This window comes from Ignavibacteriales bacterium (assembly GCA_016709155.1).
Lineage (GTDB): Bacteria > Bacteroidota > Ignavibacteria > Ignavibacteriales > Ignavibacteriaceae > JADJEI01.
Genome location: JADJEI010000001.1, coordinates 1,699,919 through 1,716,516, shown reverse-complemented (window position 1 = coordinate 1,716,516; position 16,598 = coordinate 1,699,919). Strand labels below are relative to the sequence as shown.

The following is a 16,598-nucleotide window of genomic DNA, read 5'->3' as shown; positions in this document are numbered from 1 at the left end:
ATTATCTTCAGGTTAAATTTGTTTTAAGCGATCTTCGAATACTCGAGACTATCTTTATAATGCTCGACTAAATTTTTTCGTATGACTTTGTTAGAGGTATTGTTGAGATGCGGATCTTTGATAACAATGCTGAAAGCACTGTGTTTGGCTTCTGATATTATCTTTCCATCATTCACTATGTCAATGTGTTTTAGCTCGGGCAATCCGCTTTGCTTTGTTCCGAAAATATCACCCGGTCCTCGAAGTTTAAGATCAGCCTCGGCTATTTTAAATCCATCAATATGTTTCACAATAGTTTGAAGCCGTAATATTGTTTTATTTTTTTCTATTTGTGCACTTGGAAGATATTCGAAGTTGAGATTTAAACTATCATTCCATCTAACCAGTTCATCTTTTGTAACGAGAATACAATATGCCTGCTTATCACTTCTGCCTACCCGTCCGCGCAATTGATGAAGTTGAGATAAACCAAACCGGTGAGCATCATTAATTAAAATTATGTTTGCATCCGGAATATCTATGCCGACCTCGATGACTGTAGTAGCAACAAGCACATCAAATTTTTTAGATAGAAACAGCAGCATTGCTTCTTCTTTTTCCTGCCAGCTCATTCTACCATGAATTAGTCCGAGCTTCAAATCTTTTAAATAAGTTTTTTTAAGTTCTTCAAAAAATGTCTGCGCTGCTTTCAATTCTAATTTTTCAGATTCCTCAACAAGGGGATAAACAATAAAAGATTGATATCCTTCCTTGTGCTTATCAATAATAAATTTATAAATGTCCGGCAGTTTTTTTTCGCTTCGTAAAATTGTTTTTATCGGTTTTCTGTTTTTGGGCATTTCGTCAATTGTTGAAAGATCAAGATCAGCATATACAGTCATCGAGAGTGTTCGGGGAATAGGTGTTGCACTCATTACGATTGTGTCCGGTGTTTTCCCTTTTGATAACAACCGTGCTCGTTGAGCAACTCCGAAACGATGCTGCTCATCAATAATCACAAGTCCGAGATTTTTAAAGTTAATTTTTTCTTCAAACAAAGCATGTGTACCGATTATTATATCAGCTTCCTGAAACTCTATCTCATTCATTATGCGGCTGCGTTCAGATTTTTTTTGCCCTCCAAGAACTAAACTGACCTTTATTTTTTTTGCGGGATGTAATTGGCAAAGTTTATTCATCATTGCTGAAATATTTTTTGCATGCTGATCTGCTAATATTTCGGTTGGGACCATAAAAGCACACTGAAATCCATTATCAATTGCAATAAGCATTGAAATTAATGCAACAATTGTTTTCCCGCTTCCAACATCACCCTGCAAAAGTCTGTTCATCGGTTTATCGTTGAGCATGTCATTTTTTATTTCAGTTAAAACTTTCAACTGTGCTTTTGTTAATTCAAATGGCAGTGTTTTCAAAAAATCCGATATAAGCGAAGTATTAATCTTCATTGCGTTGCCGCTTAATTTATTTTTATAATTGTACTGGCGCAGCGCAACTAATATTTCAATGTAGAAAATTTCCTCAAACTTAAATCGTTTTACCGCTGAATTTAAATGCGTGCTGCTTTCGGGGAAGTGATAATATTTTACAGCACTATTCAGGGGAAGAAGATCATTTAACTTAACAACTTCGTCAGGAAGCGTTTCTTCTAAGTTATCGGCATATTGCTCAACGCAATGACTTATAATTTTCCTTAAGCTTAAATCACCAATATTTGTTTGGCGGAGCTCTTTCGGAATTCTGTAGAAGGGAATGATCTTTCCGGTATTTAAAAAACTTTGGGATTCTTCTTCGGAAATTTTATCAAAGTCGGGATGGGTGAATTGAAGGTTACCGTATTTTGACAAAGTGGGTTTTGCTGAAACAGCAAAGATTTCACCTTCCTTAAAATAATGTTCAAAATATTTTATTCCCTGAAACCAAACACATTCAAAAAACCCGGAGGCATCTTTAAAATGAACCTTGAATAATTCTTTAGCACCGAATTTTATTTTTTCATTATCTGCGACTTTACCTATCACGGTAATTTCACCATCGTAACCATTTAAAAGATATTGATAGGCTTTAGCAGAAGTCAATGTTGTCGTTCTATCCAGATGGCGCGATGGAAAATAGAATAATAGATCTCGAACAGTCCTTATGCCAATTTTGGCAAATGAATCTGCACGTTTCGGTCCTACCGATTTTATAAATTGAACCGACTGCTCAAGTAATTTTTCGTTTTCAGATTTCATTGCTTGAAAAATAGTTCAACAATATTCAAATAACAAAGCAGCTTTCATTTGTAATTTGCTTTGTAATAACTTTGTATTAACATTTAATAAATAATTTTAGGAAAAAAGATTGAACTGGGAAAAACTTCTATCGCGAAATAGAATTGGTGAGCCTCTTAATGAGGATGTTCAATCACTCAATGGCAGAAGTGATTTTCAGAGAGACTTTGACCGAATAGTTTTTTGTTCTGCTTTCAGAAGATTGCAGGATAAGACGCAGGTCTTTCCATTACCCGAAAGTGATTTTGTTCATACGAGATTAACCCACAGCCTCGAGGTTTCATGCGTCGGCAGATCACTTGGCAATTTTGTCGGCGAAAAAATTTTACAGAGAAGGAAAAATCTTCGTTCGTTGTTTACACAATTTCATTTTGGCGAGATCGTTGCTGCTGCTTGTTTGGCGCATGATATTGGCAATCCTCCTTTTGGTCATTCGGGTGAAGATGCAATTGCAGAATATTTTAAAAGCGGCAATGGAATTCAATACAAAAATATTTTAAATAAAAAGCAGTGGACTGATATTTCTAAGTTTGAAGGAAATGCACAGGGATTCAGATTAGTTACCAAACTTCAAAATCAATATAACAAGGGAGGGCTAAGACTAACCTACGCTGTGCTTGGAGCTTTAACAAAATATCCGAAAGAATCATTTACTACTTCTGCCGGCGAGAAACTCTCAAACAATATTTACAGCAAGTTCGGATTTTTTCAATCAGAAAAAAATTTATTCAAAGAGGTTGCGCAAGCTGTTCAACTTGAAACGAAAGTCAGTTCAACAAATAATTTGTGGTGGAACAGGCACCCGCTTGCCTTTTTAGTTGAAGCTGCCGATGATATTTGTTACCGCATCATGGATCTTGAAGATGGATTTCGTCTTGGTTTACTTTCGTTCGCCGAGACAGAAAATTTTCTCCTTCCCTTCATAAAATCAGAATCAATCAATTATTCAAATAGAAGCAACAACGATAAAATCGGCTACTTGCGCGCTAAAGTTATCGGTAGTTTAGTTTCAGAAATAACAGAAGTATTTCTTGAGGAGGAAGAAAATATTTTAAATGGAAATTTTGAGTCCGAGTTGATTGCGATTATTCCCTCCTCCAATCAACTTGAGTTAATTAAAAACATTTCTGTGGAAAAAATTTACCGCAATCAGATTGTAGTTGAACGTGAAGCTGCCGGTTACGAAGTGCTCGGCGGGCTTCTTGATATTTTTATCGAAGCTGCTAATGACCTTTCCGATGGTAAAATATCGAACAGGAACAGAACAATTTTGAATTTGCTGCCGATAGAATTTCGAGTCCCAACATCTGAAGTTCAAGTGGAAGTTTACGATAGACTGCAAATGATAATTGACTTTGTTTCCGGAATGACAGATTCGTTCGCTGTTTCTCTCTTCAGAAAATTAAAAGGAATTTCACTGCCCGGCGGAAGAACGGTTAAGTAAGTTTCAATTTTTTTTTAGTGAGGAGATAATTATTAACGACCATCCAATCAAAAAACTAATCCCGCCTATTGGTGTTATCATCGCAAAAATTTTTATCGCGCTGATTGAATAAGCATAAAGCGATCCGGAAAATAAAATTATCCCAATTGATAAAAACCAAGCCGATAAATTATATTTAGTATTGCCAAACAAACCAATCGAAGCAATTATAACAGAGTGAATCAAATGATACAGAACTCCTGTTTTATAAATCTCCAGCATTTCATTATTTAAAACATTTCTTAAACTATGCGCCCCAAATGCGCCAAGCGCCACAGCAGTGAAACCAAAAATTCCACCAATTACTACCCAGAAATTATCTTTCATTTTTAACCTTGTTCTTGAAAGTATGGAATGACATTTTTAACTGTGTGTTAATCAAATTTTATTAATTTTAACAATTCAATTTTAATAACTAAAAGATGCAAAATGAAATCATTACAAAAATTAATTTTACCTATGCTTGTTTTAGCTGTAATTGCAGTTATCTATCTTCTATATTTTGCGCCGAAAGATGAACTCGGTTTATTCTCTGCTTTTGATACTAACAATTCAGCTAATAAAGAAATACTGATTGGAATTGTTCAATCAAAAGAAATAGTTGAAGATCAGGCTAATGGCATAACTACATTTTATGGTGTTGATAAAAGCGGAATGGAATATCTTGTTCAAGCTCCGTTTATTTCTGCATCGGATCTTTCAAAGAGGACTACAATTAAATTAAGCGGTCATCTACATTCTGATCATTTTCATGCATCAGAAATTTTAGATTGATTTTTTGAATGGAAAAAAAATTTGAACTTGTCTCTAAATATTCCCCAACGGGTGATCAACCGGAAGCAATAAAGCAATTAACTAACGGAATAATTAGTGGAGAAAAATTCCAAACATTGCTTGGTGTTACGGGCAGTGGTAAAACATTTACGATCTCGAACGTAATTGCTAAGTTAAATAAACCCACTCTGATTATTTCACATAATAAAACACTTGCTGCACAGCTCTATTCAGAATTTGCATCTTATTTCCCGAACAATGCAGTTGAGTTTTTTATAAGCTACTACGATTACTATCAGCCCGAAGCTTACGTTGCTTCACGCGATCTTTATATCGAAAAAGATTTTTCCATCAATGAAGAAATTGACCGCCTTCGGTTGAAAGCAACAACTTCATTAATAGAAGGACGACGGGATGTCATTGTTGTTGCAAGCGTGAGCTGCATATATGGAATCGGTGCGCCGCAGGAATATGCGAATCAAATTATCATTCTAAAAAAAGGCGAGCAGCTTAACCGAAAAAAATTTCTGCGCGAGCTGGTTGATATTCATTTTGTAAGAAATGATTCTGAGTTTATGCGCGGCACATTTCGTGCGCGCGGTGATGTTGTCGAAATTATTCCCGCATATCAAAATGAAGAAGCAATCCGAATTGAATTTTGGGGCGATGAAATTGAAGAACTATCTATTATTGATTCTATCACCGGTGATGTATTGCGCAAAGTTGATTCAACTGCAATTTATCCGGCAAAATATTTCGTAACCAACAGAGATCAACTTCAAAAAGCAATTTATAATATCGAATTAGAACTTGATGAACGCTTAAAATATTTCAACAGTCAGGAAAAATATTTAGAAGCACAGCGGCTTGAACAACGCACAAGATTCGATATTGAGATGATGAAAGAAATTGGCTATTGCTCCGGCATAGAAAATTATTCGCGTCACATGGATGGTCGGCTGCCCGGCTCGCGTCCATACACCTTATTCGATTACTTCCCAAAAGATTTTCTTTTAATTATTGATGAATCCCATGTTAGCATGCCGCAGCTTCGCGCGATGTATAATGGTGATCGCTCCCGTAAAGAAGCTTTAGTTGAATTTGGTTTCAGGCTACCTTCCGCACTTGATAATCGCCCAATGAAATTTGAAGAGACCGAAGCGCTTATGAATCAAGTTATTTTTGTCAGCGCAACTCCTGCAGATTATGAGCTTGAAAAATCAGGCGGGGTTTTTGTTGAGCAAATAATTCGTCCAACCGGCTTGCTTGACCCCAAAATTGAAGTGAGACCAATAAAAGGACAAATAGATGATCTGATTGCAGAGATAAGAATTCGTGTTGAAAAAAATGAACGAATACTTGTAACCACACTTACAAAAAAAATGGCGGAAGATCTTTCAGATTATCTTGACAAGATTGGAATAAAAGTTCGATACATCCACAGTGATGTTGAAGCGCTTGAAAGAGTTGAAATACTTCGCGATCTGCGTCTCGGTGATTTTGATGTTTTGGTGGGGGTTAATCTTTTAAGGGAGGGGCTCGATCTACCGGAAGTTTCGCTGGTTGCTATCATTGATGCAGACAAGGAAGGATTTTTACGAAGTGAAAGATCCTTAATGCAGACCGCAGGGAGGACTGCACGAAATGTAAATGGAATAGTAATTATGTATGCGGATAAAATTACAGACTCGATGAGGAAAACTATAAATGAAACCAATCGCCGCCGATTATTACAAACAAAATACAATGAAGTAAATGGTATCTCGCCGCAGACAATATATAAATCGGTAGAGGAGATTATGAACTCTACTTCACTTGCTTCAATCAGAAAGAAAGAAGACAAAGTTGATTACTCATTTTCAAAAGTAGCTGAGCCGATTTTAAAATATATGAGTCTTGATCAGAAAAAAGATTTAATTGAGCAAATGACAACAGAAATGAAACAAGCAGCAAAAGATTTAGACTTCGAGCGAGCTGCATTTCTCCGCGATGAAATAAACCGTCTGAAAAAGCAAATGGAACAGACTACTTGAGTACCATCATTTTTCTGGTTTTTGTATAAGCACCGGAATTCAAAGTATAAAAATAAATTCCACTTGAAAGATTTTCAGAAGAAAACTCAACTTGATACTCCCCAGCAGATTTTTCTTCATTAACAAGCGTTGCAACATCCCTTCCCAAAACATCAAAAACTTTTAAAGAGACAAAACCATTTATTGGCAATTCATAATTGATGAAGGTAGTTGGATTAAAAGGATTGGGATAGTTTTGTGATAGATAATAAAACTCGGGCAGGGGAGGCTCATATTTTATGTTAACTAATTCAGGGGTATAGTTATCATAAAAGTATTGAACGGTCCTCGCAGTATTCTTTAACTCAGCCACACTTTGTAAATTATCAGAGCCCTGAGCAGCAATGATAGCGATAACAACTTCCTGCGTATCCCCAGGCGCCATTGCGATAGGTCCGCTTCCCATCAACATCCTTCTGTCATCTGGAGGCGGTCCACCTGGCCAACCTTCTCCTTCTGTCCATCCCGTTCCAGTTAATGGATCACCTGGTACTGCGAATTTAGTCGAAAGGTTTGTTAATGGATTAATAATAAGGGAGCCATTCCATCCCAATAATCCTTTTAAATTATTGTAATAGAAAAAACTACCGCTGCCTGGGGGTTCTGGATACCAAGTTGGTAGGTATAAAACAAACGAAGCCATGGGAAGACTTCTAATTCCCTTAATCCAATTATAATTAATTTTTGTTGAGTCTTCTAAAGAACTCTTAATTGTAGGTCCCTGTAAAAGCACGTAGCCAACTGCCGGTGGATTCATTCCATAATAACCATTATCATCATTGTCAGCATTATAGCAGTAAGCAAGATTTAGCAAAGTATCGCAGCCAACATAATCATCACCCAAAGATCCTAAATCGGGATCAGACCAATAACCAAAGAACATATCATTAATTGTGTTTTGACTTTTATTAATTATTCTGTATTTCTTAAATAGAACATTTTGCAAAATACTTGAAGTACTAAAACCGTAAACAGTCAACTGAACTTCTAAGCCAATTGGACCCGTTCCGAATGTGTATGATGTTCTGCTCGGATCCATATCATTCATTACACACCATAACTGTTCATCTCCAAGGAATAACGGTTGATCAATTCCGGCTGTATAAGCCCCATCATTATTTGAATCATAAAATGGAGCGCCATCACCCACGGGCCATTCGAGATAATCTTTTTGATATTGATCTCTTGTTTCACCAAAGGGCAAGTCTTCCCAATCTTTCCGAATTTTAAAAACTCTGTATTTAGAAAGAGAGGGGTCATCAGCTAAACCAGTACTTAAAATTTTACCGGACTGTAATCCATACCTGAATGTGTTTCCGTTTACGAATAGACTATCTCCGACATAGCCCCCCCATAATAATCCATCGGCATAGACAAGATTCAAAGCGGCGTCTTCACCGCCGGGCCAAAGAAGACCAGCTCCATCTGTGCTAGGATGGTGGGAGCCCGATCCATTATTCCCAATCCACATTTTCATTTGGTTGATAGCAATGTAGTTATAATCATCATTGGTGGTGATTTTGTTTGTTGAATTACTTGATACGCTTTTGTTTTGTGCCTGTATGAAGGTGAGGCTGAGAAGAAGAATTAAAGCAGTAAGCAGTGATTTTTTCATCGCGATTATCCTCCACAAATTGTTGCCGAATGAAAACTTTCTATCAGGTACTGTATCTGAGCAATATTAATAGGAGTGAAAATACTTTCAGAGTAAGTTTGATTATTCATCAATATCTCAAAACAGTAATTATTTACTGCTAATTAATAGGCATTTTTAACTTAAGAGTCAAGCAATTTTTTTAGTGTTTATTAATTCTTGTTTTGTTGAAAGAAATCTAAATTCTAAATTTTTACTGTTGAAGAAAAATCTTTAGGAAGAGTTTCATTGTTATAAACAACTTTTTCTAAAAAGAGTCCCGAGGGTGGGGCTGTATATTTTGCGGGTTCGCTTGATTTAATGTTCAACCAAATAATAATTTGCTGCGGAGTCAATTTCCCTCTTCCTGCTTCAACTAAAACTCCGACAATTCTTCTAACCATTTTCCAGAGAAAATGAGAACCTACAATTCGTATTAAAATTAAATTGCCTTCTTCTAAAACTTGAATATCTTCAATTAGAACTTTAGTTGATTTTTCGAGCGGGTCTTTTTCAGCAAATGAAATAAAATCGTGCATGCCGACAAATAATCTTGCAGCTTCATTCATTGAATTAAAATCAAGTTTATCTTTTACCCACCAAACATAATTTTTACCAAAGGCTGTTCTTCTCCTTGATATTTGGTAAATGTAACTTCGTCTAACTGCGTCGTGCCGTGCATGAAAAGTTTTTGATGTCTTTTTTATCTCCAAAATATTAATATCGTGAGGAAGCAAGTCATTCATTTTTATTCTTATTATTTCGGGGGCAAGCATTGTTTGTACTTCGAGATGAGCAACCTGGCAAAGTGCGTGAACTCCGCTGTCGGTTCTTCCCGCCCCCTGAATATCAAAATTATTTTCACCAAAAATTTCGCGTGCAGCTTTGAATAATTCACCTTGAACTGTGCGAGCGTTTTCCTGCCTCTGCCAGCCGCTGTAGCGTGTTCCTTCGTATTCGATGCAAAGTTGAAAGCGATTGTTTGATTGAGTATTTATTTTTTGATGCTGAGTGTGCGGAAAATTCTCTTGTTTGTACTTTCCCCGGCTTTTCTTCTTATAAAAGTCATTCATTATAGTTTAACAGATTCTTCTGCATAATCGAACTGCGTTTCAAACACTTTAACTTTTATGGCGTGAATGTTTGACGGCAGCGATGATTTTTTAATTCGGTCTAAAAAATAATTGCAAATGTTTTCAGCAGTTGCATGAAAGTCCACAACAACTTTTTTAGATTTTATTTTTTCTAAAAAATCAATCACCATTTCATCTTGCTTATTAACCATAAATGCGTGATCAAGTTTTTCAAGTATCGGATTAATAATTTTTTCAACATCGTAATAATCAATTACCATCTGATCGTTGTTCAGGTCGCCATCAAACTCGACAATCATTTTGTAGGAATGACCATGAATATTTTTACAAAGGCCAAAATGATCCGGTAAACGGTGTCCCATTTCCCAGCGAAATTCTTTAGCTATTTTCATTATACCCCTTTCGTTTCAGGATGCCAGATAAATTTATGCATCTGTAATTGAAATCGTACATCAAGCTTATCTTCTAATATCCAGTTGACTAAAGTGACCGGTTCGAGAGTACTAAACACAACTGAAAAAAGTATCCTGCATTTTCTCTTTAATTCATACTTCGAGATAATCTCTTTCGACCATTCATAATCTTCACGGTTACCAATAACAAATTTTACTTCATCATTCTTTTTTAGAAACCTAATATTAGTATAAAGGTTTTTTTTCAGCATTCCAGAGGAAGGACATTTCAAATCCATAATAATCATCACACGAGAGTCAACACTATCGATAGGCAAACTTCCGCTGGTTTCGAGCAATACATCAAAACCGGATTCACAAAGTTTTTTCATTAAGTCCAAACATTCATTTTGCATCAATGGTTCGCCGCCGGTGATCTCGACAAGATTACAATTATAACTTTTTATTCTATTAACAATTTTGTCAATTGAGAAGTCACTGCCTTCGTAAAAAGCATATTCTGTATCGCAATAAGAGCAGCGAAGATTACAATAGGTAAGTCTGACAAAAACGCAAGGCAATCCGGCGCGTGAGCTTTCGCCTTGAATCGAGAGAAATATTTCGTTTACTTTAATCATAAACTGATGTGAATTTAGAATAACCTGTAAAATCGGGCTTCAAATTACTAAACATAAATTTGCAATCAAATGAGGTAATGGATATATTTGCAGCAGTTTTTAACAATCAATAAGGAAAAAATTTTTAATGGCTAATCATCCATCTGCAAAAAAAAGATCAAGATCATCTTTAAAGAAAAAATTGGTTAATAAAATGAACGAATCGAAAATGAAAACACTCGTAAAAAAGACTCTAACATCCAGTGATAAAGATGAAGTTCAGAAATTATACAAAGAAACTGTTGCAACTCTTGACAGAAGTTCTACGAAAGGAAAGATTCATAAGAACACTGCGGCGAGAAGAAAATCAAGACTAACCAAGCATCTTAATAAATTAACTGCGACTAAATAAGTTTTGTTGATATTTAAAAAGAAGGCTGCCCGAATGGACAGCCTTTTTTGTTACCTAAAAATTTAGTCCTATCTTATTTCCGCCGCCAATCCTTTAATCTGAAATAAGGTTACTGCGCCCGTAACAGATGCGGGATCAAAATCCTCTCCTTTTTCTTCGGCAACGTGAGAATAATATTCAACAGCTTCCTCCTGTGTTAGTTCAATCTTATAAACTGTTCCTTCGACGAGAGCAGTTTTGCCAATTGCTTCCTGCGGAAAAACAATATCGCCGTCTTTAACTTTTATTTTTATTTCTTGTCCTTCTTTATCGCTCTCTAAAATCATCCAGCAGCCGGCGGATGGGCAAACATCATTTATTTTTCCTTCGACCAAAACAGTTTGTCCTTCAAAATCAGACGGGTCAGAAAGAATTTCAGAAATATTAGTCTTTTCCTGAATTGCAATATCGCGACCGTATTTTTCTATCTGAGCGAAAGAAGTAAACTGCATCAGAAACAATGATAGAAAGATGAATAATAAAATGTTTTTCATTTTGATTCCCTTTGTTTTATGATTAGAATTTAATGAAGATTTCATCATTGAATTCAATCTTCATTCCTTTTATATCTTTAGTTAATTCTTTGAATTCCTCGATTGACTTTGGCTTTTTACTGCCCAATTTTTTTAGTGCTGCTTCATTATTAAGAAGCTCTCCAAATTCGAAATGGATTAAAGTAACCTTAGAGCCTTCAACAAGGCTGGCATTTGTTTCTTTAATTTCGCCATTAAAATTAATTGACAAGTCCATTTCCATATCGGCGAGAAATTCTTTCATCTTGGCATCATTTCCCGAAGGAGCAGTTTCTTCCGTATCAGAGTTCTCCCCGGAGGAATCATCTTCCATAAAAGATTTTGGAAATTTCACGACAAGGTTTGAAGGATTATCTTTTGAGAATTTAAAAGTCAGCAAACTATTTGTTTCGGGTGCTGGTTTTTCCTCATCGCTGCCAAATCCAAAATCCATTTTGCCTTCCGGATCGGGGTTTAGTTTTAATTGATTGATATCTTTAAAAGAATAAACAGACGTAAATCCCTCAAAGTTTTTTTCCCTGATCAACTTACCGGATTGAAAAGAAACACCTTTGCCATAGTCGGAACTTTTTTTAGCCAGCTCGTCTTTGTTGAACAGTGAAAAATCTTTTTTACTTCCGTCTGTATTCATTTGATCAGCGAATTCTTTCATCATATTTACAAATTCACTTTTCATTAAAACAGTTTCCTCAATAGTGCCGGTACCGTCTTGATTAACGTTAATCAGAGTTCTGATTTTTAAGCAGCCTGAAAGTAGAATTGATGTGATTAAAATTGCTAAAAATATTTTTAAGTTTTTCATAATACTCCTTTTATAATAAGTTGCTCGCAAGTTCAGCAAGTGCTGAACGCTCACCTTTTACGAGATTGATATGAGCGTAAAGTTTCTGTCCTTTAAATTTATCAATGAGAAAAGATAATCCATTAGATTGTGCATCGAGGTAAGGATGATCAATCTGATAGATGTCCCCTGTAAATACAATTTTAGAACCTTCGCCAGCACGGGTAATTATTGTTTTAATTTCGTGCGGAGTAAGATTTTGCGCTTCATCTACGATAAAAAATATTCTTTGTAAACTTCTCCCGCGAATATATGAAAGCGGTTCAATAACAAGTTTTTCGTCTTTGATCATCGTATCGATCAGTTGATGCTGCTTATCTGTTTCAGGAAATTGATCCTGAATCACTTTTAGGTTATCCCACAACGGCTGCATATAAGGTGCAAGTTTACTTTCAACATCTCCGGGCAGGTAGCCAATATCTTTATTGCTTAGTGGAATAACAGGGCGTGCAATAAAAATTTGCCTGTAATTTTTCCGAACTTGAAGCGCACTTGCTAAGGCGAGCAAAGTTTTTCCTGTTCCGGCTTTACCGGTCATCGAAACAAGTTGAATATCGTTTTTAGTTAAGGCATCAACCGCAAAAGTTTGTTCGGCATTTCGCGGTTTTATTCCATAAATTAAATTCTTATCCACGCGTGAAAATGTTTTCATTTCCTGGTCTAAGTAGGCGAGAATAGACCTATTGGCGTTTCGAAGTATAAAATATTTATTTGGGACGGGCTCAATTTTTAATTTCTTCAAAAATTTTTCGGCAGGAATTTCAAAAGGCGGCTGAAAAATATTAAGTATCAATTCGTCCGGGACTTCTTCAACAATTTCTTTTCCGCTGTAGAGTTCTTCGATACTTTCAATCCTATCGGTGGTATAATCTTCTGCAGGAATGCCAAGAGCTTTTGCCTTCATTCGCAGATTAACATCTTTTGTAACAAGTATGACCGATGTCTGATTCAAAAGTTTTTTATGCCAGTCATTTGCAATACTGAGAATTCTGTGATCGGGAGTATCTTCCCTAAAAATTTCTTTAATCTCTGAAGAAAGCCCGCGCGAAATAGCAATACGAAGTTTGCCTCGTCCTTTTCCCATTTGAATTCCGCCGTTGAAAAGTGCCGTGCCGGTAAGCGAGTCAAGTGTTCGGGCAAACTCCCGTGCATTCAGATTTATGATTTGACTGCCTCGTTTAAAATGATCAAGTTCTTCAATTACAGGAAGCGGAATTACAACATCATTTTCCTGAAATTGATTAATGCTTGTTGCATCGTGGAGAATCACGTTTGTGTCAAGAATAAAAATCTTGGGGGTTTTAATTCTGCTTTTTTGTTTTTTCATTTAATGACTGAATGATGGGGGGAATGGTTAAATGATAAATGATTTTTTTAATGAATTAGAAAGAAGCCCACGGATAAATAAATTCAAAAATTAGAACTCCTGTTTTTTGCTATGCAAAAGTAATTTATTCTGTTGGAAAATTAAGAGATTTAATTCAGATTTGAAAAAATTGTTTTAGAGATTGGGAAACATCCATTTCTTTTCCCAAAATAGAATACTCGAATTAATCAAAAAGCAAACTATTAGATTTAGTTTTAAAGATATAAATAGGATAATAAAAAAAAGTCCCTCCGCCAAAAGGGACTTTTTTCATAAAGGAGAACAGCGAGCAAAGAGAATTATTTTATCAAAATTCCCAACGAGATTTCTGATAAACTTAATCCATCATTTTATCATCAACATCTTGCGGGTTTGTTTGAAACTGCCGGCAGTGATTGTGTAGAAATAAATTCCACTGGTAATATTTTTAGCTGCAGAGTTAAACTCAACATTGTGTCTTCCAGAATCTTTGACATCATCAACAAGTGTTGCAACTTCGGAACCGAGAATATTGTAAACCTTAAGCGTTACTTTTCCAGCTTGTGGAATTGAGTAATAAATATTCGTGGATGGATTAAAAGGGTTGGGGTAATTCTGCTCGAGTGAATATTCTATTACGCCGACAAAATTAACCGAAACTTCCTGCGAAAGATTAACAGTTCCGTCATAATCAATTTGTTTTAGTCTGTAGTAATTTATTCCGCTGACAGGATTTTTATCAACAAAACTATAATTGTGAATTTCCTGCGTTGTACCGTTGCCCATCACGAATCCAATGCGAGTCCAGCCGCTGTTCGCATTAGTCAATCTTTCAATTTCGAAGCCATTGTTATTTAATTCAGTCGCTGTCTGCCAGTTCAAAGTGATTTCTTTGTTAGTTGATTTTGCGTTGAATGAAGTAAGCTCAACAGGAACAACACCATAAACAAAAATACTTATATCATCAACGTACCAGCCATCGCCGGTCACTCCCCCATCGGTCTTTAATTGAAATCTCATTTTAAATTGATTGCTCGTATATCCTGTAAGATCAATATCTTCCTTCACCCAGGCAGATTGAACTCCATCATAAAGCGGCTCACCGTTTGGTTGAAAACTACCGGTGCCGGGGTTAGTGTAGAGTCCTTCAAGTGGAGTCCATGTTGAGCCGTTGTTAGTTGAAACTTCAAACTGCCCGTAGTCCCATCCGTTTTCAATGTCATACTTAGTCCAGAAACTTGCTCTTGGATTTGTAAGAGAGGAAATATCAATTGAGTTTGTTAATTGCATAGTTACTGTTGCATTATCATTGTAATCTCCGTTCTTACTATCAGTGTAAGAATTAGGAGCAGAATGATATGAGGTTGTTGTAGCTTCCCATTTCTTATTGCTCGGCGTAGCGGTAATCGTCCACAAAGTTAAAGGGTTGTTTGTTGTATCAACAAAAGCAAAAACAGGTGTGCCCGAAACTACTTTTATTGTATCAACAAACATGATTGTGCTGCCGGTAGAAACGGTAAACAAAAGAGGAATCGTTACATTTGGCACGAGAGAATTTGATAAAGAGAATGAAAGCGTTCCCGTTGGAAAGATAGTTGTTCGCGAAGCTATATCGCCAAGATTTATTGTTCCATTCGTAACAATAACATTTTGATCGGGAGAAGATAAATTAATACTTGTACTGAATGCATCACTTAGTCCTTTATTTCTAACCGAGCCAATTGAGACTTCAATATTATCGCCGGCATCAAAATAATCATCACTGAAAGAAATATTTTCCATGTTAACAAATTCACCCGCCGCCCAGGTTAAATAAAGATTTGGTTTTAGATTTTCCATAGCGAGAGGAAATATTTCGCTCATAGAAGGCCAGAAGCCTGTGCTGCCAACCTCCGGGGTGTAAGCAAAAATTTTATCTTTAGTGGCTTGTTCACCGTAGAACCAGTCATCAGCAGCGCCATTTACATCATATAAAATTGCTGGAGGCTGCCCCGGCTGATAACCATTGTACTGAACAATGTCATTAGCAAATTCAACAAAGATATCATCATCCGGTGTCGGCTGATTTATGTAACCCCAGGGGTAGAGCAATAAATTGCTGTAAGTGTGATAGTTGAAAGTTGTTTTGAAATTATGAGCAACAACAAAATCTCTTATTGCCTGAGTTTCAGGTTCAGAGAAAGCAGAACTGCCGCGATAAGTTTCATCGCAGGAATTGGGACTTGAACCGCTGTTGTTGTATCCCCACTGAAAACCGAAATTTCTGTTGAGATCGACCCCCCAGCAGCCGGTTCCGTTGTTTTTTCTATTCTTGCGCCACATACCTCCTCCGTTGGGATCGGTCTGCCGGTTATATTCATAACCATCAACATTGATACAAGGAATAAAATAAATTTCCCTGTTATCAACTAAGTAAGTCGCTTCGGGATCAGTGCCGTAATTTTCTAACAGATAATACATGTAGTACATAACCGCCATCATTGCGGCGGGTTCGCGTGCATGAATCAGAGCATTGAAATGAACTTGAGGCTCGCTTTCACTCACATTTGGGTTGTCAGAAATTTTTACTGCATACATTGGTCTGCCTTCTATCGAAGTACCTATCTGAAATTTTTGAGTGATGAGGTTCGGATATAATAAATACATCGAGTCAAGCTTAGAATAAATTTCTGCAAGCGTGTAAAATCCGCCCATCGAACCAAAACCAAAACCGTCAACGTTATAATCTTTTTTGCTTTGTTGAATAAAACTTTGTTTTTCTGTTTCATTCAGCTTCGGAAGTTCTGAATAATATTTTGCCCAATCATTGATGAGAATTTCATAAGTGAAAGAAGTGTTTTGAAGCTTGGCAAATTCCTCATCGCTTAAAAATACAACGATGGCATTGTCTTTTGTAAACTTAGCGTGATCAATTTCTAAGCCAGAAGACATCAGTTGATTTAATTGAGAAGCATCGTTAAAATATATTTTGACTTGCTTGTAGTTTTGACTAAAACCAACTGTGCTTATTAAAAGAAATAGAAGGAGTAATCGAAGAGTTTTCATGTGTATCACTTTATAAAAAGTTAATAAAAATTAGTGAAAGAAAAT

Annotated in this window: 14 protein-coding genes; 4 read left to right on the top strand and 10 right to left on the bottom strand. The window is 36.2% G+C overall.

Going from position 1 to position 16,598, the window contains the following annotated elements:
• Nucleotides 1-23 precede the first annotated feature (23 nt).
• Nucleotides 24-2,234, bottom strand: a complete 2,211-nt coding sequence (recG, locus tag IPH11_08220) for an ATP-dependent DNA helicase RecG (protein MBK6913642.1) — start codon at nt 2,232-2,234, stop codon at nt 24-26.
• 109 nt (nt 2,235-2,343) lie between these two features.
• Between recG and IPH11_08215 the strand changes: the two genes are divergently transcribed.
• The gene (locus IPH11_08215; GenBank protein ID MBK6913641.1) at nt 2,344-3,717 is read left to right on the top strand and encodes a deoxyguanosinetriphosphate triphosphohydrolase; all 1,374 of its coding nucleotides are present in this window, start codon (nt 2,344-2,346) and stop codon (nt 3,715-3,717) included.
• A gap of 3 nt (nt 3,718-3,720) precedes the next feature.
• On the opposite strand, the gene IPH11_08210 is transcribed toward IPH11_08215, so the two are convergent.
• Nucleotides 3,721-4,083: a DUF423 domain-containing protein gene (locus IPH11_08210; protein ID MBK6913640.1), complete on the bottom strand. Its 363-nt coding sequence runs from the start codon at nt 4,081-4,083 to the stop codon at nt 3,721-3,723.
• A gap of 102 nt (nt 4,084-4,185) precedes the next feature.
• Between IPH11_08210 and IPH11_08205 the strand changes: the two genes are divergently transcribed.
• Nucleotides 4,186-4,530 carry a hypothetical protein gene (locus tag IPH11_08205; protein ID MBK6913639.1) on the top strand — a complete coding sequence of 115 codons (345 nt, stop codon included), beginning with the start codon at nt 4,186-4,188 and terminating at the stop codon, nt 4,528-4,530.
• 8 nt (nt 4,531-4,538) lie between these two features.
• Nucleotides 4,539-6,563: an excinuclease ABC subunit UvrB gene (gene uvrB / locus IPH11_08200; protein ID MBK6913638.1), complete on the top strand. Its 2,025-nt coding sequence runs from the start codon at nt 4,539-4,541 to the stop codon at nt 6,561-6,563.
• Here uvrB and IPH11_08195 read toward each other — a convergent pair.
• The 4 genes from IPH11_08195 to queE form a co-directional block, all read right to left on the bottom strand.
• Complete coding sequence (locus IPH11_08195) at nt 6,556-8,217, bottom strand: T9SS type A sorting domain-containing protein (GenBank protein ID MBK6913637.1); 1,662 nt, start codon at nt 8,215-8,217, stop codon at nt 6,556-6,558. The genes uvrB and IPH11_08195 overlap by 8 nt on opposite strands.
• 224 nt (nt 8,218-8,441) lie before the next feature.
• Complete coding sequence (truA, locus tag IPH11_08190) at nt 8,442-9,308, bottom strand: tRNA pseudouridine(38-40) synthase TruA (GenBank protein ID MBK6913636.1); 867 nt, start codon at nt 9,306-9,308, stop codon at nt 8,442-8,444.
• Entirely contained in the window at nt 9,308-9,721 is a 414-nt protein-coding gene (locus IPH11_08185) for a 6-carboxytetrahydropterin synthase (GenBank protein ID MBK6913635.1), read from the bottom strand. Before IPH11_08185 ends, truA begins: the two co-directional genes overlap by 1 nt.
• Complete coding sequence (gene queE / locus IPH11_08180) at nt 9,721-10,359, bottom strand: 7-carboxy-7-deazaguanine synthase QueE (protein ID MBK6913634.1); 639 nt, start codon at nt 10,357-10,359, stop codon at nt 9,721-9,723. Before queE ends, IPH11_08185 begins: the two co-directional genes overlap by 1 nt.
• A 127-nt stretch (nt 10,360-10,486) precedes the next feature.
• Between queE and rpsT the strand changes: the two genes are divergently transcribed.
• On the top strand, nt 10,487-10,750 hold the full coding sequence (gene rpsT, locus IPH11_08175; protein MBK6913633.1) for a 30S ribosomal protein S20: 264 nt from the start codon (nt 10,487-10,489) through the stop codon (nt 10,748-10,750).
• A 68-nt stretch (nt 10,751-10,818) separates the two neighbouring features.
• On the opposite strand, the gene IPH11_08170 is transcribed toward rpsT, so the two are convergent.
• The 4 genes from IPH11_08170 to IPH11_08155 form a co-directional block, all read right to left on the bottom strand.
• Nucleotides 10,819-11,283 carry a DUF4920 domain-containing protein gene (locus IPH11_08170; GenBank protein MBK6913632.1) on the bottom strand — a complete coding sequence of 155 codons (465 nt, stop codon included), beginning with the start codon at nt 11,281-11,283 and terminating at the stop codon, nt 10,819-10,821.
• A 22-nt stretch (nt 11,284-11,305) separates the two neighbouring features.
• Nucleotides 11,306-12,124 carry a hypothetical protein gene (locus IPH11_08165; GenBank protein MBK6913631.1) on the bottom strand — a complete coding sequence of 273 codons (819 nt, stop codon included), beginning with the start codon at nt 12,122-12,124 and terminating at the stop codon, nt 11,306-11,308.
• Between the two features lie 10 nt (nt 12,125-12,134).
• On the bottom strand, nt 12,135-13,490 hold the full coding sequence (locus tag IPH11_08160) for a PhoH family protein (protein MBK6913630.1): 1,356 nt from the start codon (nt 13,488-13,490) through the stop codon (nt 12,135-12,137).
• 384 nt (nt 13,491-13,874) lie between these two features.
• Nucleotides 13,875-16,553, bottom strand: coding sequence for an immune inhibitor A (locus tag IPH11_08155; protein MBK6913629.1), 2,679 nt, complete (start codon nt 16,551-16,553; stop codon nt 13,875-13,877).
• Nucleotides 16,554-16,598: the final 45 nt, after the last annotated feature.

Bases quoted from the DNA above. Each gene is read 5' to 3' on its own strand.
- recG (MBK6913642.1), bottom strand. From the start codon at position 2,234: ATGAAATCTGAAAACGAAAAATTACTTGAGCAGTCGGTTCAATTTATA.
- IPH11_08210 (MBK6913640.1), bottom strand. From the start codon at position 4,083: ATGAAAGATAATTTCTGGGTAGTAATTGGTGGAATTTTTGGTTTCACT.
- IPH11_08205 (MBK6913639.1), top strand. From the start codon at position 4,186: ATGAAATCATTACAAAAATTAATTTTACCTATGCTTGTTTTAGCTGTA.
- uvrB (MBK6913638.1), top strand. From the start codon at position 4,539: ATGGAAAAAAAATTTGAACTTGTCTCTAAATATTCCCCAACGGGTGAT.
- IPH11_08195 (MBK6913637.1), bottom strand. From the start codon at position 8,217: ATGAAAAAATCACTGCTTACTGCTTTAATTCTTCTTCTCAGCCTCACC.
- truA (MBK6913636.1), bottom strand. From the start codon at position 9,308: ATGAATGACTTTTATAAGAAGAAAAGCCGGGGAAAGTACAAACAAGAG.
- IPH11_08185 (MBK6913635.1), bottom strand. From the start codon at position 9,721: ATGAAAATAGCTAAAGAATTTCGCTGGGAAATGGGACACCGTTTACCG.
- queE (MBK6913634.1), bottom strand. From the start codon at position 10,359: ATGATTAAAGTAAACGAAATATTTCTCTCGATTCAAGGCGAAAGCTCA.
- rpsT (MBK6913633.1), top strand. From the start codon at position 10,487: ATGGCTAATCATCCATCTGCAAAAAAAAGATCAAGATCATCTTTAAAG.
- IPH11_08170 (MBK6913632.1), bottom strand. From the start codon at position 11,283: ATGAAAAACATTTTATTATTCATCTTTCTATCATTGTTTCTGATGCAG.
- IPH11_08165 (MBK6913631.1), bottom strand. From the start codon at position 12,124: ATGAAAAACTTAAAAATATTTTTAGCAATTTTAATCACATCAATTCTA.
- IPH11_08160 (MBK6913630.1), bottom strand. From the start codon at position 13,490: ATGAAAAAACAAAAAAGCAGAATTAAAACCCCCAAGATTTTTATTCTT.
- IPH11_08155 (MBK6913629.1), bottom strand. From the start codon at position 16,553: ATGAAAACTCTTCGATTACTCCTTCTATTTCTTTTAATAAGCACAGTT.